Here is a 22,706-nt window from a genome sequence, read left to right on the forward strand (position 1 = left end):
GCCATTTTCAATATGATTATTTGCTGATTCTCTTATATTTAATGCGATGCGGTTCCAGTGCTTCTGCTCCGAGAGTCCGCTTCTTATAGTCTTCGTATTCACTAAAGTTACCTTCAAAGAAAGTGACTTTACCTTCATCTTGATAATCAATGATGTGGGTTGCGATACGATCAAGGAACCAACGATCATGGGAAATAACCATTGCACAACCTGGGAACTCCAGCAAGGCGTTTTCCAGTGCGCGCAAAGTTTCAATGTCCAGGTCGTTGGTTGGTTCATCGAGCAACAGCATGTTACCGCCGACTTGCAGCAGTTTAGCCAAATGCAGTCGTCCTCTTTCACCACCAGACAATTCACCGACACGTTTACCTTGATCAATACCTTTGAAGTTAAAACGGCCAACATAGGCACGACTTGGTAGCTCAAAATTACCGATACGCATGATATCTTGGCCGCCGGAGATCTCTTCCCAAACGGTTTTCTTATCATCCATGTTGTCACGGAACTGATCGACAGAAGCGAGTTTGACGGTTTCACCTAATGTGATGGTGCCGGAATCGGGTTGTTCCTGGTTGGAGATCATACGGAACAGGGTAGATTTACCTGCACCGTTAGGCCCGATAATCCCGACAATCGCTCCTTTAGGCAGAGAGAAGTTCAGATTATCAATCAGAACCCGGTCGCCATAGGATTTGGTTAGATTTTCCACTTCCAGAATTTTGTCGCCCAGGCGTGGCCCAGGTGGAATGAACAGCTCGCTGGTTTCGTTACGTTTCTGGTATTCAACGCTATTTAATTCTTCAAAACGGGCCAGACGTGCTTTACCTTTTGCCTGACGGCCTTTCGGATTTTGGCGAACCCATTCCAGCTCTTTCTCAATGGATTTACGGCGTGCAGCTTCTGTTGCGGCTTCTTGAGCCAGACGAGCATCTTTCTGTTCCAGCCATGAAGAGTAGTTACCTTCCCACGGAATGCCTTCACCACGATCAAGTTCCAGAATCCAGCCAGCAACGTTATCAAGGAAGTAACGGTCGTGGGTAATTGCAACCACGGTACCTTCGTAATTGTGCAGGAAGCGTTCTAGCCAAGCGACAGATTCGGCGTCAAGATGGTTAGTGGGTTCGTCCAGTAGCAGCATGTCGGGTTTTTCCAGCAGTAAGCGGCAGATTGCCACACGGCGGCGTTCCCCTCCAGAGAGATGCTCGATTTTTGCATCCCACGGCGGCAGACGCAGGGCATCAGCGGCACGTTCAAGCTGGTTATCAAGGTTATGACCATCGTGGGATTGAATAATCGCTTCCAGCTCACCTTGCTCTTTAGCCAGTTTGTCAAAATCAGCATCAGGATCAGCATAGGCTGCGTAAACTTCATCCAAACGGGTCAGCGCGTGTTTTACCTCACTAACGGCTTCTTCCACTGCTTCGCGGACAGTATATTCAAGGTTTAATTTAGGCTCCTGCGGTAGATAGCCAATTTTAATTCCTGGTTGTGGTCGGGCTTCTCCTTCGATATCGTTATCGATGCCGGCCATAATGCGCAATAAGGTAGACTTACCGGCGCCATTAAGACCAAGAACCCCAATTTTTGCTCCCGGAAAGAAACTCAAGGAGATATTTTTCAGAATATGGCGCTTCGGGGGAACAATTTTACCAACCCGATGCATGGTGTAGACATATTGAGCCACGTTGCTATAAGCCTCGCTATCTCTGATGGTGATAATGCCTGTTTTGCGAAGCAAGTCGCATGGACAGGGCGCGTTGATACCTGATTATATCCGTTTAGGTTGTTGATGTTCATCTGAATATGATTTGTCACAGTTTACCCGATTTAAGTTAATAAACTCTATACCCGTTATCTTTCAAGTTGCCTCTTTGTTGGCTGCGCTCGCTCACCCCGGTCACATAGTTTGCTATGCTCCCGGGGATTCACTCTCTTGCCGTCGCGATGCATCTTGAAATCCATAGTGTATATAACCCAATTGCCCGAATAAGATGATCCTAGGTTGAATTTGTTAAAGTGAATCAATTTATTGGATAAAAAACTTACCTGTTCTGGATATGTAGTTAGATATTTCATCATAGGGTGAATTAATGTGGTAAGCGGTGGTAATTATATTATTATGCTGTTTATGCATTCGTAATATTAACCTATTTGATTTGATCTCCGGGAGGAGCGTGATAATGGCTAAATGGCAATGCCTTACGATGGCTATAGGGTTGATTTTTATCTCTGTAGCCGTAAATGCTGATTCTCTGGAAAATCAGCGACAGAGATATCAGCAGATTAAGCAAGCGTGGAATGTCAGCGATAGGGCTGAAGTTGCGAGACTGATGCCCACATTGAAAAACTATCCTCTTTATCCTTATCTGCAATACCGGGAACTGGCTCAGGATCTGTCACTTGCCACCCCGACGCGGATTCGTGATTTTATTGATCGTCACCCCAATCTGCCTCCCGCACGTTCTTTATCATCCCGTTTTATCAATGAACTTGCACGCCGCGAAGAGTGGCGCGAGCTACTGGCGTTCACCTCTACTGCACCAAAATCGATTACCGCCCGCTGTCATTACTATTTTGCTAAATGGGCTACAGGTGAGGAGCAGATTGCCTGGCAGGGAGCGAAAGAAGTTTGGTTGAATGGGCGTTCTTTACCAGACAGTTGCGATAAATTATTTGATGTTTGGCAGCAAACAGGCCATTTATCAGTAAAACTGATATTACAGCGTATTAGTCTCGCGTTAAAAGCGGGCAATACATCATTAGTCAGTTACCTCGCTAAACAGTTACCACAGGGATACAAAAGTATCAGTGAAGGTCTGATTAAGTTGCAGAATGATCCGGTTACCGTAACAGACTTTGCTGATCATACCGGGCCGACTGATTTTAGCCGTGTAGCCACTTTAGCGGCTTTTTCGCGTTTCGCACGTCAAGATCCGGAGCAGGCAAGAGTGATCATCCCATCAATTGTCAGAGTGCAAAAGATGACTGCAAGTGAACGTCAGCGATTAAAAGATATTGTTGCCTGGCAGTTAATGGGTGATGTGAGTGATGAACAGGAAAAGTGGCGTGATGATGTGATCCGCGATAGCCAATCTGTTGCATTGCTTGAGCGTCGTGTTCGTTTGGCGTTGGGTCATGCAGATGAGCGTGGTGTGGCTCAATGGATAAAATTGCTACCGTTAGAGAACCAAGACAAAGAGGAATGGCGTTATTGGCGAGCTAACATTCTATTGGCGCAGGGTAATAAAAGTGAAGGTGAGGCAATATTGCGTCAGCTAACAGAAGGCCGTGGTTTTTATCCAATGGTTGCTGCGCAGAAACTGAATGTCAGCTATCCGCTGATGATGAATAGCGCAAAAAAGCCAGATGCTGCTATTGCTTCAATACCCGAAGTACAGAGAGTAAGAGAGTTGCTATATTGGCAAATGGATAGCCTTGCTCGCATAGAGTGGAGTTACTTGGTCGCCAGCCAAGATAAATTAAAACAACAGCAACTGGCGCGTTATGCTTTCGATCAAAAATGGGCGGCGCTTAGTGTACAGGCGACAATAACCGGAAAAATGTGGGACTACCTTGAAGAGCGTTTTCCATTGGCATGGCGGCGGGAATTTAGTCACTTCACGGCAAATAAAGGGATTTCTCAAAGTTATGCAATGGCGATAGCCCGTCAGGAAAGTGCCTGGAATCCGCAAGCTAATTCGCCAGTTGGGGCAATTGGGTTGATGCAAGTGATGCCAGAAACGGCGCAAGATACGGTTAAGCAAAATGGAATCCAAGGATATATAAACAGTAGCCAACTTATAAACCCGCTGACGAATATCGAAATCGGTACTGCTTATCTCGAATCGGTTTATCAGCGCTTTGGTAATAATCGGATACTGGCCAGCGCTGCTTATAATGCCGGACCGACTCGTGTAGATCGCTGGTTATCTAACAGTGGTGGGCGATTAGATGCGATAGCTTTTATTGAAAGTATTCCATTTTCTGAAACCCGCAATTATGTCAAAAATATTTTGGTTTATGATGTCTTCTACACTTATTTCATGGGTAAGTCATCAAATGTATTGACTGACGCTGAATGGCAAAGGCGTTATTGATATGTAGCAAACTATGTTATGCTGATGTACTAGTTAAATAGTATGATGACTGATTAATTATGACGACAAATCATCTGACAGACCCGGCACTTTCGCCGCAAGATCATGAAGATTGGCAATGTTTTGTGACATTACTCCAACAGGCTTTTGCCGAAAATCTACAGCATCCGATTTTGCAGTTATTATTGACACCAGATGAACGGACAGCACTGGCTACCAGGGTACGCATTATCAAGGAGTTGATGAGTGGAAAAATGAGCCAGCGTGAGCTGAAAAATGAACTTGGAGTGGGTATTGCGACGATTACGCGCGGCTCTAATAGCCTGAAATTTGCTTCAAACGATGTTAAGGCTTGGTTGGAACAGCAATTACTGAAATAGCAGGCCGCCAATTGCGGCCTAGGCGGAATGCTGGTTTAACGGGCGTTCAGCTCTTTATAAATTTCATGATGTACGGGCACTAAAGCCAATATCAGAGCTTGGTGGTACACGCTGGTACGAGTCAGGATGCCATCAGTGAAAAAGCCAATTGCACCCTCTTTCTGATTGATGTTATCAATGCCTGTAAGATAAGCCATTTCATGGCCTAATTCCCGACCTTCGCGGATACCATCAAGAATTTTCTCTGGTAGCATCAGACTGGCTGAACGAGATTCTCCGCGAATTTGCTGATATTCCACAACCATCCAGGCAAATGTCATATCGTCTTCAATACCTGCTTCCACACCGACCCAGAAGTCTGCTTCTGGGCGAACTTGTCTGGCAGCCATGACACGCTGGCGGGCACCAGTGCGGGTTTCTGTGTTACCAATAGGTTGTTGTGGGACGCTACTGTCTACATTGATATCTTCGATTCGATAAGTACCTGGCCCAAAAACATCATCAAAGGCGAGACTAATGGCTTTAATTTTTGCAGGGTTGGTGGTTGCAGCAATAACGTGATACATAATAGATGAGTTATCCTTTGAACGAGTATTTACGCAGTATAACGGAAAATGAAAATGTTACAGGTATATCTTGTTCGTCATGGGGAGTCTGAATGGAACGCAGCACGTCGTATTCAGGGACAATCTGACAGCCCTTTGACTGAAACAGGCGAACATCAAGCCAGATTAGTGGCACAAAGAGTAAAATCTGAAAGTATTACCCATATTATTACCAGTGACCTTGGACGGACACGCCGAACGGCGGAAATCATTGCTAAGGTTTGTGGTTGTGAAATTATTCTGGAGCCACGTTTGCGTGAATTGCACATGGGGGTTCTTGAACGCAGAAATATTGATTCATTAACATCGGAAGAAGAGAAATGGCGTAAGAAAGTCCTTGATGGCACACCTGGGGGACGTATCCCCAAAGGCGAATCTATGGATGAACTGGCTGTGCGTATGAGGGCTGCGCTGGAGAACTGTCGTAATCTGCCTGTTGGTAGCCGACCGCTGTTAGTCAGTCATGGCATCGCTTTGGGATGTTTGGTTGGCACAATACTGGGATTGCCCGCACATGCTGAACGTCGTCTTCGCTTGCGAAATTGCTCTCTGTCCAGAGTGGATTATCAGCACAGTCCGTGGCTAGCGTCGGGCTGGATTGTAGAAACGGCAGGCGATATCACACATCTGGATACGCCCGCACTGGATGAATTACAACGTTAATGTTGGATAGGAATGAGATACTGAAATTCGATGATATGATTCGCCGCTTCCTTGTCTCTATCATTGGTATTGGTAAGATAATATCGCTCGATGTCGTATCCTTTCCTACGTGTCAGGTTTAGCATTGGCAGGCAAATGCCATAGACGGTAAACAGGAAATCTTGTAAGCCATCTTTGGTACCGTAGTAACTAAATGAAACGTATTCTCCAGCCGGTAATGTAACAGGTTGGCTGCCTGCCACATCAAACTGGGCATATTGGGGTTCTACCGCTGTTGTGTACAATACGGTTTGTTCATCTTCTTTTTCTGGATTGGGAGTCGCATGATGAAGGCCATAAAGTACAGGAGGTAACACTTCCGCATTTTTCAGATAGTATGTCCAGAAATTGTGGCGCATTTCAGTACAAAAACTGGACCATTGTTCCAGCGTATAAGAGCAGGTTTGTTCTATACCCACCAGTGATTGTTCCTTTAGTGTGAGATAGGTTGCTTCGGGAATATACCTCTTATCCAGCAATATGGGGGGGCAAATACCCGTGGCGCACCACTCCTCACTGAGACGATAAAGTGCAGGTGTTTTATTAAATTGTTTTTTAAATGCGCGAGTGAAAGTTTGTTGGGAGTCAAACTGGTACTGTAAAGCAATATCCAGAATAGGGCGGCTGGTTAAACGTAAAGCAACGGCTGCCCGTGATAACCTTCTGGCACGGATATAGGAGCCAATAGCCTGGCCGGTAATGTCTTTAAACATACGTTGCAGGTGCCATTTAGAATAACCTGCTTTAGCTGCAACATTATTGAGTGATAACGGTTGATCTAAATGATTATCTAGCCAACGTAATAAATCACGAATGATGCCGGTTTGATCCATACATCTCCTTAGTCGTTAAGACCAGAAAGAACAATATAAGAACTCATACTACTAGGCTATTTTGTTTGCCACTTGAACAGGCTTACAGAGTGAGTAAAACGAATCATTCCTATGTATTGCATATCTGTTCTGGTGTCTGCGTGCTGTTGGTGTTCATAATGTATTGACAAGCGTGGCATTCAACAATAACTCTACTAGATATAAGCACTAAGTGTAAAACAAGTCTTATATTTACAATAGGATACTTGTTCGTATTATTATTTCACTCATTACTTTGTGAAATTATTCTAATAAGTAATTATTGCTATTGGGTGGTATTACCGCCTATTTGGTATCTCGGCGGTGAAATTTTACGCTGAATTAATTAAGGCATGAGACTATATATGTTAAAAATCATAAAGATACTCGTAACAACGACATTGTTGTGTTTACCTGTGGCGGCTCTGGCTGAAGAGATTGGCTCGGTAGACACTGTTTTTAAATTTATCGGGCCTGATCACAAAATTGTCGTGGAAGCGTTTGATGATCCTGATGTTAAAAATGTGACTTGCTACCTGAGTAGGGCAAAAACAGGCGGAATAAAAGGGGGTTTAGGACTTGCGGAAGATACTTCTGATGCGGCTATTTCTTGTCAGCAGGTTGGAGAGATTGAACTAACAGACAAGATTAAAAAGAGCAGCAAAAAAGGTCAGGTAGTTTTCCAGAAGCGAACCTCATTGGTGTTTAAAAAACTTCAAGTCGTTCGCTTCTATGATGCAAACCGTAATGCATTAGTCTATTTGACATATTCCGATAAGATGATCGATGGTTCACCGAAGAATGCGATCAGTGCTGTACCCATTATGCCGTGGAAGCCGGTGGAAAATTGAGGGGCAGGATGGGTTCCTACAGGGATATCCCATCCTGTCATTGTTAGAGACCGATAGTTCAGGTTATGCTTCCAAATCACCACAGAAACGATAGCCTTCACCGTGAATGGTGGCGATAATTTCCATCGTATCTGGCGTCGATTCAAAATGTTTACGGATACGACGAATCGTTACATCAACAGTACGGTCGTGAGGTTTCAATTCACGACCTGTCATCTTTTTCAGTAAATCTGCGCGTGTTTGGATTTTGCCTGGATTTTCACAGAAATGAAGCATGGCGCGGAACTCGCTGCGTGGCAATTTATACGGCTCACCAGCCGGGCTTATCAGAGAACGGCTATTGATATCTAATTCCCAACCGTTGAATTTATAACTCTCAACTTGGCGACGTTCCTCGCTGACATTACTCAGATTCATGGTACGAGAAAGCAGGTTGCGGGCGCGAATAGTCAATTCACGCGGATTAAATGGTTTGGTGATGTAATCATCTGCACCGATTTCCAAGCCAAGGATTTTGTCTACTTCGTTATCACGGCCAGTCAGGAACATCAAAGCAACATTTGCTTGCTCTCGCAGTTCGCGGGCAAGTAACAAGCCATTTTTGCCTGGAAGGTTAATATCCATAATCACCAGGTTAATGTCGTTGTTTGACAGAATATGGTGCATTTCTGAACCATCAGTGGCTTCATAAACTATGTACCCTTCAGCTTCGAAAATGCTTTTTAGGGTATTGCGAGTGACAATTTCGTCTTCAACAATCAAAATGTGCGGGGTTTGCATGGTTGCTACCTAGAATCGCTTAAAAATAAATCAGAATGATTCAAACTACTCTTATCTCAGGATATTTACTGGTTATTATTTGTCATCACTGAAATTATAGCCCAAATCAGTAATAACATTTTATTGATATGTTTTACACTGAAAGTAAAAGTTGCTTTTCCTTTGGTGGGTATATACCCAAAAAACTGGTTAAACAGTGTTATGTTAGTCCATTAACAGCAATATAACAGCTTGCAATGCATTTACCATCTAAAAAAACTACCTTTTATTGACGTACATCAAAATTGATTGTAGCACGTTAATATTATTTATATTGGTTATTTTATACCTTGTATTCTGTCATGCAAATGACAAATTTTTGTTAACGCATAGAGTGGTTTTGTACGAAAAATAATCCCCCATGAGCTGGGCGGTGAACAAAAATAACTGATTTTTACGAAAAGATAAAATATATTGTTAATTTTGTTAAAAATGGATTTAACAACTAAAAGATTGGGTTCAGTAAGAAATATTTGTTTGTCTTGATGACCATGAAATGAATTATTCCAATGTTAAAAATATCAAAAGCGTAAGGTTATTTAGAGAAAATGTTTGACTTTGCGCACAAATTCATTTAACCAATATAGGGTCGAACCCATTAAATAACAGACAGGAACCTATGCGAATTATCAGCCTGAAAACCACAATGATTACCACCACCGGGACCACAGGTTGCGGGGCGGGCTGACGCATATATAAAACAGAGAAAAAAGCCCGCATCCAAATCAGATGCGGGCTTTTTTTTGGCGCGGAATCAGGAGAAAAATGTTAATGCGAGTACTTAAATTTGGAGGAACTTCGGTCGCTAATTACCAGCGGGTGTTGAGCGTTGCCGACATTGCAGAGAAAAAATTTTCTCAAGGCGGGGTCGCGTTGGTGCTTTCTGCTCCGGCAAAAATTACCAATCATTTAGTGGCTATGATTGAAAAAACGGTCGCCGGGCAAGAGATCATTACCCATATGCACGATGCTGAGCAGATCTTTGTTGATTTATTACAGGGGATGGCACGGGCGCAACCCGGTTTTGCTTATGAACGGTTAAAAATGATGGTTGAGCAAGAATTTGCTCAATTGAAACAGGTTCTGCATGGTATTTCGTTACTGGGCCAATGCCCGGACAGCATTAACGCTTCCCTGATTTGTCGTGGGGAAAAACTCTCTATCGCTATCATGGAGTCTGTATTGCAGGCACGTGGTCACAAGGTCACGGTGATTGATCCGGTAGAAAATTTGTTGGCACAAGGTCATTACCTTGAATCTACGGTAGATATCAACGAGTCTACTAAGCGCATTGCTTCTCTGAATATTCCAGATGACCATATTGTCCTGATGGCTGGATTTACGGCTGGAAATGATAAAGGGGAGCTCGTTGTCTTGGGGCGTAATGGTTCTGACTATTCTGCTGCGGTTTTGGCGGCTTGCTTGCGGGCGACATGTTGTGAAATCTGGACTGATGTGGATGGTGTTTATACTTGTGATCCCAGAGTTGTGCCGGATGCACGGTTATTAAAAGGCATGTCCTATCAGGAAGCGATGGAGCTCTCTTATTTTGGTGCCAAGGTATTGCATCCACGGACCATTGCGCCAATTGCTCAATTTCAGATCCCTTGCTTGATTAAAAATACCGCCAATCCAGATGCGCCGGGAACACTGATCGGCGATGGGCAAAAAGATGAAAGTACGCCGGTAAAAGGGATAACCAACCTGAGCAATATGGCAATGATTAACGTATCAGGTCCAGGTATGAAAGGGATGGTGGGGATGGCGGCAAGGGTATTTGCTGTCATGTCCCGCAAAGGGATCTCTGTTGTGCTGATTACTCAGTCATCTTCAGAATACAGTATCAGCTTCTGTGTCCCTCAACGTGAATTGGAACGCGCGCGTCAGGCGCTGAGTGAAGAATTCTATCTTGAGCTGAAAGAGGGGGTGCTTGATCCTTTGGATGTGATGGAAAATCTTTCCATTATCTCGGTTGTTGGCGATGGTATGCGTACCCTGCGTGGCATCTCTGCCCGTTTCTTCTCTGCATTGGCGCGCGGTAATATCAATATTGTTGCCATCGCACAGGGATCTTCTGAACGTTCTATCTCTGCGGTTATCGATAATGAAGTGGCAACAACAGCCGTTCGTTTGTGCCATCAGATGTTATTTAATACCGATCAAGTGATCGAAGTTTTTGTTGTCGGCGTTGGTGGCGTAGGCAGTGTTTTGATTGAGCAGATCCGTCGTCAACAAACATGGTTGAAGCAAAAGCACATTGATTTACGGGTATGTGGTATTGCTAATTCACGGGCCATGTTGACGGACATGAGAGGTATTTGCCTTGATAATTGGCCGCAGTGTTTATCAGAGGCCAAAGAACCTTTTAGTTTGAGCCGCCTGATCCGTTTGGAGAAAGAGTACCATTTGCTGAACCCGGTGATAGTGGATTGTACCTCTAATCAGCAAATTGCTGATCAATACGCTAGTTTCCTGAGAGATGGTTTCAATGTGGTTACGCCGAATAAAAAAGCCAATACTTCGTCGATGGCTTATTATCATCAGATCCGTAAGGCGGCAGAGAAATCTAAACGTAAATTTCTGTATGACACTAACGTAGGCGCTGGTCTGCCTGTTATTGAGAACTTACAAAACTTGCTAAATGCGGGTGATGAATTGGTTCAGTTCAATGGCATTCTTTCCGGTTCTCTCTCCTTTATTTTCGGTATGCTGGATGAAGGAATGTCACTATCTCAGGCGACGTTACTGGCAAAAGAGAAGGGTTATACCGAACCCGATCCGCGTGATGATCTATCTGGTGTGGATGTTGCTCGTAAGCTGTTGATCCTCGCCCGAGAATCAGGTTATGAACTTGAATTGGATGATATTGATGTGGAGCCTGTACTGCCAGCTTCCTTTGATAACCGAGGGGATGTGGATGCTTTCCTTGAACGTTTACCCGCTCTTGATCAGGTTTTCAGCCAGCGTGTGGCAGAAGCGAAAGAACAAGAGAAAGTGTTGCGCTATATTGGCGTGATTGAAGATGGCTGTTGTAGAGTGAAAATCGCGGCAGTAGACAGCAATGATCCGCTTTATAAAGTCAAAAATGGCGAAAATGCATTGGCATTCTACACGCGTTACTATCAGCCGATACCGCTGGTACTGCGGGGATACGGAGCAGGTAATGATGTCACTGCCGCAGGTGTTTTCGCCGATATGCTGCGTACTTTGTCCTGGAAACAGGGAGTTTAATTGTGATTAAAGTCTATGCGCCTGCATCTATTGGTAATGTCAGTGTTGGGTTTGATGTACTGGGAGCGGCGGTCTCTCCAGTTAATGGTGCTTTATTAGGTGACTGCGTTACTGTTCGGGCAGCGAAGAGTTTCAGTTTGCGTAATGAAGGGCAGTTTGTGGGGAAGTTACCTGAGAAGCTGGAGCACAACATTGTTTATCAATGCTGGCAATTATTCTGCCAGCATTTGGGCAAACAATTACCAGTGGAAATGACGCTGGAAAAAAATATGCCAATTGGTTCTGGCCTTGGCTCCAGCGCTTGTTCTGTTGTTGCAGGTTTGATGGCACTGAACGAGTTTGCAGGTCTCCCATTTAATGAAAGCCAATTACTGGCAATGATGGGGGAACTGGAAGGACGTATTTCCGGCAGTATTCACTATGATAATGTCGCTCCATGCTATCTCGGCGGTTTGCAACTGATTATGGAACAAGGAGATATTATCTGTCAGCCAGTACCTTCGTTTGATGAGTGGTTATGGGTGATGGCCTATCCGGGCATCAAAGTTTCTACCGCAGAAGCCAGAGCAATTTTACCTGTAAAATATTCGAAGCAGGATGTTATCGATCATGGACGTTTTCTTGCCGGGTTTATTCATGCCTGTCATACACGGCAACCGGCGCTGGCCGCCAGATTGATGAAAGATGTGGTTGCTGAACCGTATCGTACCCAACTGTTACCGGGTTTTGCCAATGCGCGTGAAACAGCAAAACGGGTAGGGGCATTGGCGTGTGGTATTTCTGGTTCTGGCCCGACATTGTTTTCCATTTGTAATGATATAGCGACCGCAGAGGAAATAGCTGAGTGGCTGCAACAGCATTATGTTCAGAATGATGAAGGTTTTGTACACATTTGCCGTCTGGATCTCGCAGGCGCACGACAAATAGGGTAACTAATGAAACTGTATAACTTGAAAGACAACAGCGAGCAGGTGAGTTTTGCACAAGCAGTCAAACAGGGATTAGGCAAACAGCAAGGGCTTTTCTTTCCGCAAGATTTACCCGAATTCAGTCGTGAAGAAATTGACCACCTATTGAAACTGGATTTTGTCACCCGCAGCGGTTGCATTCTCTCCGCGTTTATTGGCGATGAAATTCCGCCAGAACAACTGGCAACACGAATTAAGAACGCTTTTACTTTTCCGGCACCTGTTACCAACGTGGAAAATGATGTTGCAACATTGGAATTATTCCACGGCCCGACTCTGGCATTTAAGGATTTTGGTGGCCGTTTTATGGCGCAAATATTGGCACAAGTTGCTGGTGAACAGCCAGTAACTATCCTGACTGCGACTTCCGGCGATACAGGAGCAGCAGTAGCGCACGCCTTTTATGGGCTAAATAATGTACAGGTGGTGATCCTCTATCCACAGGGCAAAATCAGCCCGTTACAGGAGAAATTGTTCTGTACATTGGGTGGTAATATTCACACGGTGGCGATTGATGGCGATTTCGATGATTGCCAGGCGTTGGTTAAACAGGCGTTTGATGATCAGGAGTTGAAACAGGCTCTGTATCTCAATTCAGCTAACTCAATTAACATCAGCCGCTTGTTGGCACAAATTTGCTATTACTTTGAAGCGGTTGCTCAGCTACCGGAAGATCAGCGTGAACAACTGGTTATTTCTGTACCGAGTGGGAATTTTGGTGATTTAACCGCGGGTTTATTGGCAAAATCGATGGGATTGCCGGTAAAACGCTTTATCGCTGCCACGAATGTTAACGATACAGTTCCTCGTTATCTAGAGGATGGAAAATGGTTGCCTCATCAGACCGTTGCCACGCTTTCCAACGCAATGGATGTGAGCCAGCCAAACAACTGGCCACGTATTGAAGAACTGTTCCACCGTAAATCCTGGCCATTGAGCGAATTGGGATATGGTGTAGTCAATGATGACGTGACTAAAGAAACGATTAAGGAACTGGCTAAACACGGTTATATCTCTGAACCTCATGCCGCGGTGGCTTATCGTGTCTTGCGTGATCAATTACAAGAAGGTGAATACGGATTATTTCTTGGTACGGCGCATCCAGCGAAATTTAAAGAGAGTGTGGAGCAGATTCTGGGTGAGGAATTACCCTTGCCCAAAGCTTTGGCTGAACGGGCTGATCTGGAGTTGCTATCCCATTACTTACCGGCAGATTTTGCTAAGTTGCGAGCTTTCTTGATGGAAAGAGCACCCAAGTCATTATGAAAGTGGGCGCCGCACAGATCATGCGGCGTTTATTAATTGGTAGTAAGGTCTTAATGTTGTTCAGGGCGCTTAAATACCAGCTCATTTCCTTTGGATAACGATTCATCAAAGGCGTAGCCATCCAAATTAAACTCCACCAGACGGTCAATTTGCGTTAACTGATTCTGAATAATAAACTGGCTCATTAGCCCACGGGCTTTTTTCGCGTAGAAGCTAATAATCTTATATTTACCGTTTTTCTCATCGAGAAATACCGGTTTAATAATTTTACCGGCTAACTTTTTCGTATTCACGGATTTGAAATATTCATCGGAAGCCAAATTAACCAACACATTATCACCTTGTTGTTCCAGCGCCTCATTGAGTTTTTCTGTGATCAGGTCTCCCCAAAAAGCGTAGAGATCTTTACCGCGTTTATTTTCCAGTTTGATCCCCATTTCCAACCGGTAAGGTTGCATCAGATCTAACGGACGGAGTACACCATAAAGGCCAGATAAGATACGCAGATGATTCTGAGCAAAATCAAAATCCTTATTGGAGAAAGATTCAGCCTGCATACCGGTATAAACATCACCTTTAAATGCCAGGATAGCCTGACGGGCATTTAAAGGTGTGAAATCAGCATGCCATTCGCCAAAACGGGCGGCATTCAAGCCGGCAAGTTTATCGCTGATACCCATCAAACTCGCAATTTGGGCAGGCGTCAGTTCGCGACAAATACGGATTAACCGCTTTGATTGGTCGAGTAATTCTGGTTGGCTATATTCCTCCGTGGCAAGCGGGCTTTCATAATCAAGAGTTTTTGCAGGTGAAATAGTAATAAGCATAATATCGTCCCGGTTGTTCAGATGAGGATACTTTAACAGAAGATAGGATAATAAAGAATTAATCACGACGATAGCGGAAACTGTGTGCGTGATATCTGTAGGGTAACAAGCTGATAATTTTGCACTCCATTTTATTGATCGATACTGCACTTAGCGTTAAAAATATTTAAATAATTTATACCCGTCATCTTTCAAGCTGCCTCTTTGTTGGCTGCACTCACTCACCCCGGTCACATAGTTATCTATGCTCCCGGGGATTCGCTCCCTTGCCGTCGCGATGCATCTTGAAATCCATAGGGTATATATAAATTAAAATAAAGTTTTTTGGCTTATTAAAATATTAATTTTTGTGAGTTTGATCGATTTTTCTTGGATTGTAATATAGTAATTATGCTAAAAGTGAGAAAGTGTACAATATTACCAGTTTCTTATTTGATTGAAGTCGGGGAAATACCATTAATGAAATCGATTGGATAAATAAAATATAAGTGAGATAAGGTATGGAGAATAAAAATAGGCTATTATCCTCTGATATAATATCTATCTTTGGTACAGGAATAAGTGAAATAGCGCTTCTTTCGCTTGTATATTCAATTACCAAGTCGGAGATAGATACGTCTTTAATGGTATCTGTAAGGTTAACAGCGAGTATATTAGTTTTTGTGGTTATTGGCGGGCTAACTGCTCGGTTTAGTATGCGGGCTATTTGTATTTCTTCGGATTTCTTCCGGGCAGTAACAATATTTCTTGCTGTATTTGTCAATAATATATATTTATTATTTTTCATATCTTTTCTTCTATCATTTTTTTCAGGTTTGAATATATCGATAAGGTCAGTGGCATACCAGGCATTTGTCAGCTCAGAAGAAAGAGTGGCTTTTATATCAAAGCAACAATTCTATTATGGGTTGCTCTCTATATCTTCTCCATTGATAGCAGGTTTTTTGATAAATATAACATCGATACGTTTTTTATTTATTATTGAATCAATGTGTTTTATTTTATCAATTATATTTCTCTTTTTTATTGGTGAATGGGGAAATAAAATAAAGAAAAATGATGCTGTTATGAAATATGGAGGATTAGAATATATCATCAATAATGATACTCAGAGAAATATATTATTGTTCAGGATAAGTATTTTAACTGCTATGGTGTCATATCAAGTGATTTCAACCTATATAATGACTTCTAGCTATACAACAATTATCTCTTTATTTAATGGATTATATTCATTTTCTTTTTCTGATTTAATTGCTTATTTTTCCTTTTTAGCTTCTGTTTCAATATTATTTGGATCTTATTTTTCTAGCTACTATTTTAATATAAGTAAATTAAAAAAATCTTTCTTTCTTGGCTCTCTATTGATTGCAATTGGGAGTATTCTTTGGGCTATGCCTTTGTCAAGAATTGTTTTGTTATTTTATACTTTGGGAACTATGCTTATTTTTATCGGACTTTCTTTTTTAAGGATATCTCTCTATACATCAGGGCAAGAGCTGACACCAGAAAAATACTTTGCGAGAATAATATCGTCTTCGGATGCAATTGCAAGGAGTTATCAATCAGTCTTTGGTATTATAATAATATGGTTAATCCCTTTGCTAGGAAGTAGTGTGTTGTTTGTCTTTTTTGCAATGTGTTCTTTGAGTTCAGTTTTTGTTGCAAAGAAAATAAGCGCTGATGTTGAGAATAAACTCACATTGAAGTAATTTATGTAGGGAGTAAAGAGGACCTAATTTAGCTATACCCGTCATCTTTCAAGCTGCCTCTTTGTTGGCTGCACTCACTCACCCCGGTCACATAGTTATCTATGCTCCCGGGGATTCGTTCCCTTGCCGTCGCGATGCAACTTGAAATCCATAGGGTATATTAAGAAAATAAGGTGGAAAATGAACATTTCTGCAATTAAGAATAATTTAACGAAGCAATATAGTACCTTAATTCTGTTTCCTGTTGAAGTTATAATTAACTTATTATCTTCTTTTTTTATTTTTATTATAAAAATTCCTTATTGTAATGTTGAAACCTATCTTGAGTGTGATTAATGATCTAAGTCTGTTTTTTATGACTAAAAATCAGGCTTATGTTCTATCAATAATATATAGATCATAATTTTGATCCCTATTTAGCAAACGATAGATTTTTATATTATCTTAACAACTCGGATTCAGATGTGATTATATTTGATGAGTTTGATTGCAGGAAATTAATAAATAGAATTGATAAAAATAAGAAAATAATCGTTGTCTCACACATGGAAACTATTGGTTCAATATTGAACATTAGAGAAGTGATATGAAAAGATTGGCTACAGAGTGAGTGACTGCGCGTGATCGTTTTACCGCCTTGCAGCAAGGTCTTACCGTGTTATTATCAGTGGATGGCTCAATAACAATGCCACAATTTCACGCATAACGATGAGATATGACAAAATGACCGATAAACTAACCTCCCTGCGTAAACTGACAACAGTAGTAGCAGATACCGGGGATATTGCGGCGATGAAGCTTTATCAGCCACAAGATGCGACAACTAACCCATCTCTGATCCTTAACGCTGCACAGATTCCTGAATACCGTAAACTAATTGATGAAGCAATTGCGTGGGCGCGCGAACAGAGCGATTCCCGCGAGCAGCAGATTGTGGATGCTAGTGATAAACTGGCGGTAAATATTGGCTTGGAAATTCTCAAACTGATCCCAGGCCGTATTTCGACAGAAGTTGATGCCCGTTTGTCTTATGACTCCGAACGCAGTGTTGCCAAAGCTAAGCGCTTGATTAAGCTATATAACGAGGCTGGTATCAGCAATGATCGGATTCTGATCAAATTGGCTTCAACTTGGCAGGGTATCCGTGCGGCTGAACAGCTAGAAAAAGAAGGGATTAACTGTAACCTGACACTACTGTTTTCCTTTGCTCAGGCGCGTGCTTGTGCGGAAGCCGGGGTTTATCTGATTTCGCCATTTGTTGGCCGTATCCTTGACTGGTATAAAGCGAACAGCGATCAGAAAGAGTTCGCTCCACACGAAGATCCGGGCGTTATTTCTGTAACTGAAATCTACCAATACTATAAACAACATGGCTATGACACCGTGGTTATGGGAGCAAGTTTCCGTAATTCCGGTGAGATCTTGGAATTGGCGGGTTGCGACCGTTTGACTATTGCGCCTGCGCTGTTGAAAGAGTTGTCTGAAGCTCAGGGTGAAGTTGAACGTAAACTGGGTTATGCCGGTGAAATTAAAGCGCGTCCAGAGCCATTGAATGAAGCTCAGTTCTATTGGGAACATCATCAGGATGCAATGGCAACAGAAAAACTGGCGGATGGTATCCGTAAATTTGCTATTGATCAGGGCAAACTTGAGAAGATGATCTCTGATCTGCTGTAATGATAGGCGATAAACTATTCTTTTAGCGTTAAAGGCGGCATAATTGGCCGCCTTTTTGCTATTTAGTTAATTGAGGTTTATATGAATGAATTGCGCATTGGCTTGGTATCCGTCTCTGATCGTGCATCAAGCGGTGTTTATCAGGACAAAGGGATTCCGGCATTAGAAGAGTGGCTGAAAAGTGCGATTACCACCCCTTTTCAGATAGAGGCTCGTCTGATCCCGGATGAGCAGATCATCATTGAACAAACCTTGTGTGAGCTAGTGGATGAAATCGGCTGTCATCTGGTTTTGACCACTGGTGGAACCGGCCCCGCACGCCGAGATGTGACGCCTGATGCTACATTAGCGGTTGCAGACCGTGAAATGCCGGGTTATGGCGAACAGATGCGTCAGATTAGTTTGCAATTTGTTCCAACGGCAATTTTATCCCGTCAGGTTGGTGTTATCCGCAAGCAGGCGCTGATTTTGAATTTGCCGGGGCAACCAAAAGCAATCGCAGAAACGTTGGAAGGCTTGAAAGACGAAAATGGCAAAGTTCTGGTATCCGGCATTTTTGCCAGTGTGCCGTATTGTATCCAATTGCTAGATGGCCCGTATGTGGAAACCGATGATAAGGTAGTCGCGGCTTTTAGACCGAAAAGTGCTCGTCGTTGAATAATGAGTTGATTGTAGAAAGAATCAAAAAATCGAACTTTTATCTGCCACCTATCGAAAGGTAATTTCAACATTTTAAGCTTATAATTAATTTGGTATGTTGATTAGTTTGTTTGGAATAAATTTCGGGGTGAAAAATGGAACGGCTAAAAAAAGTAAAGATTGGTTTTATTGCTGGTTTGGCATTGGTTATGAGCGCAATGGCACCAACGGTGGCGTTAGCAATGGAGTCAAAGACCACGGTAGCTCAGTTGATTAATCAGCGTCTCTCTTACATGAAAGATGTGGCAGGATACAAGTCTGAAAATCATTTACCTGTTGAAGTTTTGGCTCAAGAAGAGAAGGTTCTTGCTAAATCAATAAGTGAGGCTGAATCTTTCGGGTTAAATGGGGAATCAGTTAGACCATTCGTTATAATCCAAATGAATGCGGCAAAGGCGATTCAATATCGCTATCGAGCTGATTGGTTGTCAGTTCCTGAAAATGGTTGGCAACTGAAGCCGCTAGATGATGTTCGGATTAAAATTAGCGGGTTGAGTACGGAAATCCTCCAACAAATTGCAACCTTGCTCAAAGCCGGAGAAAAAATAAGCGCTTCTGACAAAGAAATGTTTATGAAGAATATTCAACAACACAATTTAAAGGATTCGGATAAACAGCAAATTTTCGCGGCGCTTGAAAAGGTGAAATTAAAATAAATCACAATCCCTCGCTCTTTAGCAAGAAAAGCCGGTCTTTTTGAAGTGAGCCTTTGGAAATGGATTTGCTTTACGGTTTTTCAAGCTACCAGCGGCACATACAGCAACAATCTATTTCGGCATACAGATAACTCTGCCCGATATCACGAGACACTGATAATGTTGTACAGGGCTTGATACCTCTCAGATTAAAGTGGCCTTATAGTTTTTCACTGAACGTCATATGTTAAAAATCCCCTACGGGCGGGCGAACTTGCGCCTTATATCTTATTGATGGTAACTCCTCGAAAGTTAAATTTGACGTATACAGCGTAAAAGCTAGTGTGGTGATAATTTGTTTTTTAGGTTGACAAAATCGACATTATTCATGACATTCATGCATATTGGCATGACAAAAAATCATTTTTGATTGTCATTGTATTTAAGGGGTTGGTTATGAATATCGTTGCTGAGGACATTGTTGCCCTCATAGAAGCGTCTTTGGATGCTAATTATACAGAAGTTAGAAGTGTCAGTAATAGAATAGCTAAATCCATCAGTGCTGATGATATGGATGTTGCCAAAAAAATTAAATCCATAGTAAGACGTAAGGGAGTTCCACTTCGTAGTTCGGGATATAGTGATAGTTTACCTGTTGACCCTAAATCAAGAATGCCTTTAATTGAGGAACACCAGTGGTCAGTGACCCCTATTTTTTTGGGCGAGTCTGAAAATATTACTTTTAATGCTTTTATTGAAAGTGTTAAACATCAAAAAAAGCTAATTGAAAATGGGTTATCAGGAAGATTGGGATTACTATTATCGGGTCCACCGGGTACCGGTAAGACATTGATTGCTGGTCATATTGCTTCTCAACTAAATAGGCCGTTATTCGTTGTCAGATTAGATTCAGTAATATCATCATTATTGGGTGATACAGCTAAGAATTTAAGGCAAATTTTTGATTATGTACCTTCTAGAAACGGCATATTGTTATTAGATGAGGTTGATGCGGTTGCTAAGATACGTGATGATCGGTACGAAATAGGTGAGCTTAAACGTGTTGTGAATACTTTGATACAAGGTTTAGATTCACTGGATGATAGCGCAGTAGTCATTGCGGCAACTAACCACGCAGATCTTTTAGACCCCGCGATTTGGCGACGTTTTCCATATAAAATTCGCTTTGGTATGCCAAACCTTGAAGTTAGGGAGTCTCTTTGGAATCATTTCCTTTTCCAAGACAAGGGTATATCAAAGGAGTTAAAAGCACTATCTATAATATCAGACGGATTAAGTGGAGCAGATATTGAAACTATAGCAATAGCAGCGAGAAGACAGGCAATTTTGACTAATTCGAATATTGATATTGTAGCGGTCATTCAAGCAATAATTGAGGGTGACTCACATAACTCGATTATACCTTACAGAGAAGGGTTAAGTTCGGATAATAAAAAAAGCATCGTTAATTTGCTTTCTGAAACTAAATTGTTTACTCAGGCTGAAATAGGTAGTTTTTTGAAACTAAGTAGACAGACAATTTCAAGCTATCTCAAGGAATAGGAATTATGGCTGAGGGTGTTAGAAGTCCTTTATTAAATCCTGTACTATCTTTTTTAGATAAGCCAGTTCCCAATACAGTGAGTGGTGGTGGGAAAAATTCTAAAGGTATAATTTGGGCGCGATTAGATACTCAAAAAGAGAAGCTATCGAAAGAGCTTAGATGTATTAGCGAAGATGATGGTATTGTTTCCCATTCAGGTAAAATTCATCTATTAGCTAAAATGTTTGATGATTCTCTTGCACCATCTTGGACTCCTGATGATTTATTTGAACCAGATGATTTAACAAGAATAGTTGCTCCGGCTTTTGATGGATACCTAGTCGAAATTTCAGGTTCTAGAATCTCTAGTTTGATTGAGAAAATAGAAAGAGCGAAAAATGGTCGAATTAAAGTCGATATTTCTCGTCTTGAAAGCATTATTGGTTTTGATAAAAACCAAGTATTACGAGGAAGAAAGGAAAAAGCTGTTTTTGAAGCGTTCGATGATGTAGAAAAACAGTTCAACGTTTGGGTTTTACCATTCCATGATAAAAAAGCAAGAGTATCTGTTAAGAAAGAACTTGAAGAGTTTGCTAATCAGAAGATTATTGGTTTTGGTCATTCTAAATTTGATAATGTTTTTAAAAATGAAGAAATACAAAAAAATGGAAATAGATATTTTCCAAGAAAATTGGATGAATATTTAATCGACGGAATATTATCATTTACCACAGTAATAAATAATTTAGAGAATTTTAATAAGTTAATTAGCTCTGGTATTGTTTATAGAATTGAGCCGGTACATCATGTTTCAGCAAAATCAGTGCCACCAGGTAGCGGTAAAGAACCAATACCTAATTTAACCCGAATTCTGGATAAGAAATTGACGAGAAGCCTGTTCCAGGAGCAAAGTTTTGGTGTGCACCAAAAACAGCTCCGAGGGGGGAACAGGCTATGGACAACTTAGTTGAAATTTTCTGTGATGTCGATGATTTTTGCCGTTTTTTCATCCCTCAATGGGAACAATTTTGTCTCGATAGCGGGCATCGTTTACGCCGCCGACAAGGTCATATGTATCCCAGTGAAATCATGACCATTTTGATCCTTTTTCATATGTCGCATTACCGTGATTTTAAACATTTTTATCTAGAACATATTTGGAAATATCACCATAAGGATTTTCCAACCTTGCTTAGCTATCCTCGTTTTGTCAGTGTGGCTCCTTCCGTTTTGGTGCCATTATGCAGCTATCTGACTCAATTAAAAGGGAAACCCACAGGCATTGCTTTTATTGATTCCACCCGTTTGAGTGTCTGCCATAACATTCGCATCCCTCGACATAAGGTCTTTGCGGGGATAGCAAAGCGCGGAAAAAATTCAATGGGCTGGTTTTACGGTTTCAAATTACACCTGGTTGTCAATCATCAGGGTGAAATTCTCGCGCTTAAAGTGACTCCGGGTAATGTGGATGATCGGGAACCTGTTCGTGAATTATCAAAAGAATTAACGGGTTCTCTTTACGGTGACAAAGGTTACCTCAGCCAGGAATTGGCGGACGATTTAGCTAAAACCGATGTCACTTTCATCACGAAAAAACGGCGTAACATGAAAGCGAGTATGCAAGCTGAGTGGGATAAGATAATGTTAAAAAAGCGTTTTATCATTGAAACGATTAATGGGCAATTAAAAACTCTTTCTCAAATAGAGCATTCCCGCCACCGAAGTATAAAAGGCTTTCTGTTGTGCGTTTTAGGTGGATTGATTGCTTACTGCCTTAAATTGAAGAAGCCATCACTGAAAGTTTTCTACTCAGAAGACGATTTTTCAATGACGGATTAAGCAG

General features: G+C 42.0%; 20 protein-coding genes and 1 other annotated feature. Of the genes, 15 read left to right on the forward strand and 5 right to left on the reverse strand.

The features are described 5' to 3' along the window. Positions 1-16: 16 nt before the first annotated feature. Positions 17-1,684, reverse strand: a complete 1,668-nt coding sequence (gene ettA, locus PluTT01m_RS02835) for an energy-dependent translational throttle protein EttA (RefSeq protein ID WP_011144937.1) — start codon at positions 1,682-1,684, stop codon at positions 17-19. 496 nt (positions 1,685-2,180) lie between these two features. Here ettA and sltY point away from each other — a divergent pair, with 496 nt between their 5' ends. Both sltY and trpR read left to right on the forward strand, forming a co-directional pair. Then, positions 2,181-4,097, forward strand: a complete 1,917-nt coding sequence (sltY, locus tag PluTT01m_RS02840) for a murein transglycosylase (protein WP_011144938.1) — start codon at positions 2,181-2,183, stop codon at positions 4,095-4,097. Between the two features lie 59 nt (positions 4,098-4,156). Next, entirely contained in the window at positions 4,157-4,477 is a 321-nt protein-coding gene (gene trpR, locus PluTT01m_RS02845) for a trp operon repressor (RefSeq protein WP_011144939.1), read from the forward strand. Between the two features lie 35 nt (positions 4,478-4,512). Here trpR and yjjX read toward each other — a convergent pair whose 3' ends face one another. After that, positions 4,513-5,043, reverse strand: a complete 531-nt coding sequence (gene yjjX, locus PluTT01m_RS02850; RefSeq protein WP_011144940.1) for an inosine/xanthosine triphosphatase — start codon at positions 5,041-5,043, stop codon at positions 4,513-4,515. A 54-nt stretch (positions 5,044-5,097) separates the two neighbouring features. On the opposite strand from yjjX, the gene gpmB reads away from it, so the two are divergent. After that, positions 5,098-5,745 carry a 2,3-diphosphoglycerate-dependent phosphoglycerate mutase GpmB gene (gene gpmB / locus PluTT01m_RS02855; protein WP_011144941.1) on the forward strand — a complete coding sequence of 216 codons (648 nt, stop codon included), beginning with the start codon at positions 5,098-5,100 and terminating at the stop codon, positions 5,743-5,745. Here the strand turns inward: gpmB and robA are convergent. Continuing rightward, the gene (gene robA, locus PluTT01m_RS02860) at positions 5,742-6,617 is read right to left on the reverse strand and encodes an MDR efflux pump AcrAB transcriptional activator RobA (RefSeq protein WP_011144942.1); all 876 of its coding nucleotides are present in this window, start codon (positions 6,615-6,617) and stop codon (positions 5,742-5,744) included. The genes gpmB and robA overlap by 4 nt on opposite strands. Before the next feature lie 383 nt (positions 6,618-7,000). Here robA and creA point away from each other — a divergent pair, with 383 nt between their 5' ends. Further along, positions 7,001-7,486 carry a protein CreA gene (creA, locus tag PluTT01m_RS02865; protein ID WP_011144943.1) on the forward strand — a complete coding sequence of 162 codons (486 nt, stop codon included), beginning with the start codon at positions 7,001-7,003 and terminating at the stop codon, positions 7,484-7,486. Between the two features lie 63 nt (positions 7,487-7,549). Here the strand turns inward: creA and arcA are convergent, their stop codons facing one another. Further along, positions 7,550-8,266 (reverse strand): two-component system response regulator ArcA, encoded by a 717-nt coding sequence (gene arcA / locus PluTT01m_RS02870; protein ID WP_011144944.1) that lies wholly within the window; start codon positions 8,264-8,266, stop codon positions 7,550-7,552. Positions 8,267-8,924: 658 nt separating this feature from the next. Here arcA and thrL point away from each other — a divergent pair. From thrL to thrC, 4 genes are all read left to right on the forward strand, one after another. Further along, a complete protein-coding gene (gene thrL, locus PluTT01m_RS28175) occupies positions 8,925-8,993 on the forward strand; it encodes a thr operon leader peptide (protein ID WP_109791942.1) in 69 nt (22 codons plus the stop codon). After that, positions 8,932-9,051: a sequence feature (Thr leader region), on the forward strand. Its footprint overlaps the gene before it by 62 nt. A 25-nt stretch (positions 9,052-9,076) precedes the next feature. Then, positions 9,077-11,536: a bifunctional aspartate kinase/homoserine dehydrogenase I gene (gene thrA / locus PluTT01m_RS02880; protein ID WP_011144945.1), complete on the forward strand. Its 2,460-nt coding sequence runs from the start codon at positions 9,077-9,079 to the stop codon at positions 11,534-11,536. Positions 11,537-11,538: 2 nt separating this feature from the next. Next, positions 11,539-12,468 carry a homoserine kinase gene (gene thrB, locus PluTT01m_RS02885; RefSeq protein ID WP_011144946.1) on the forward strand — a complete coding sequence of 310 codons (930 nt, stop codon included), beginning with the start codon at positions 11,539-11,541 and terminating at the stop codon, positions 12,466-12,468. A 3-nt stretch (positions 12,469-12,471) separates the two neighbouring features. Beyond that, positions 12,472-13,770, forward strand: coding sequence for a threonine synthase (gene thrC / locus PluTT01m_RS02890; RefSeq protein ID WP_011144947.1), 1,299 nt, complete (start codon positions 12,472-12,474; stop codon positions 13,768-13,770). 50 nt (positions 13,771-13,820) lie between these two features. On the opposite strand, the gene yaaA is transcribed toward thrC, so the two are convergent. After that, positions 13,821-14,597 (reverse strand): peroxide stress protein YaaA, encoded by a 777-nt coding sequence (yaaA, locus tag PluTT01m_RS02895; protein ID WP_011144948.1) that lies wholly within the window; start codon positions 14,595-14,597, stop codon positions 13,821-13,823. A 500-nt stretch (positions 14,598-15,097) separates the two neighbouring features. Between yaaA and PluTT01m_RS02900 the strand changes: the two genes are divergently transcribed. The 7 genes from PluTT01m_RS02900 (at position 15,098) to PluTT01m_RS02930 (ending at position 22,702) form a co-directional block, all read left to right on the forward strand. Further along, positions 15,098-16,309 (forward strand): MFS transporter, encoded by a 1,212-nt coding sequence (locus PluTT01m_RS02900; RefSeq protein ID WP_011144949.1) that lies wholly within the window; start codon positions 15,098-15,100, stop codon positions 16,307-16,309. Positions 16,310-17,032: 723 nt separating this feature from the next. After that, the gene (gene tal, locus PluTT01m_RS02905; protein ID WP_011144950.1) at positions 17,033-17,986 is read left to right on the forward strand and encodes a transaldolase; all 954 of its coding nucleotides are present in this window, start codon (positions 17,033-17,035) and stop codon (positions 17,984-17,986) included. A gap of 81 nt (positions 17,987-18,067) precedes the next feature. Continuing rightward, entirely contained in the window at positions 18,068-18,643 is a 576-nt protein-coding gene (mog, locus tag PluTT01m_RS02910) for a molybdopterin adenylyltransferase (protein ID WP_011144951.1), read from the forward strand. A gap of 137 nt (positions 18,644-18,780) precedes the next feature. Then, positions 18,781-19,341 carry a chorismate mutase gene (locus PluTT01m_RS02915; protein WP_011144952.1) on the forward strand — a complete coding sequence of 187 codons (561 nt, stop codon included), beginning with the start codon at positions 18,781-18,783 and terminating at the stop codon, positions 19,339-19,341. Between the two features lie 435 nt (positions 19,342-19,776). Then, positions 19,777-20,883, forward strand: a complete 1,107-nt coding sequence (locus tag PluTT01m_RS02920; protein WP_011144953.1) for an AAA family ATPase — start codon at positions 19,777-19,779, stop codon at positions 20,881-20,883. Positions 20,884-20,888: 5 nt separating this feature from the next. Then, positions 20,889-21,830, forward strand: a complete 942-nt coding sequence (locus PluTT01m_RS02925) for a hypothetical protein (RefSeq protein WP_041379904.1) — start codon at positions 20,889-20,891, stop codon at positions 21,828-21,830. Next, entirely contained in the window at positions 21,818-22,702 is an 885-nt protein-coding gene (locus tag PluTT01m_RS02930; RefSeq protein WP_011144786.1) for an IS982-like element ISPlu6 family transposase, read from the forward strand. Before PluTT01m_RS02925 ends, PluTT01m_RS02930 begins: the two co-directional genes overlap by 13 nt. Positions 22,703-22,706 lie beyond the last annotated feature (4 nt).

It is taken from the genome of Photorhabdus laumondii subsp. laumondii (assembly GCF_003343245.1).
In the GTDB taxonomy this organism is placed as follows: domain Bacteria; phylum Pseudomonadota; class Gammaproteobacteria; order Enterobacterales; family Enterobacteriaceae; genus Photorhabdus; species Photorhabdus laumondii.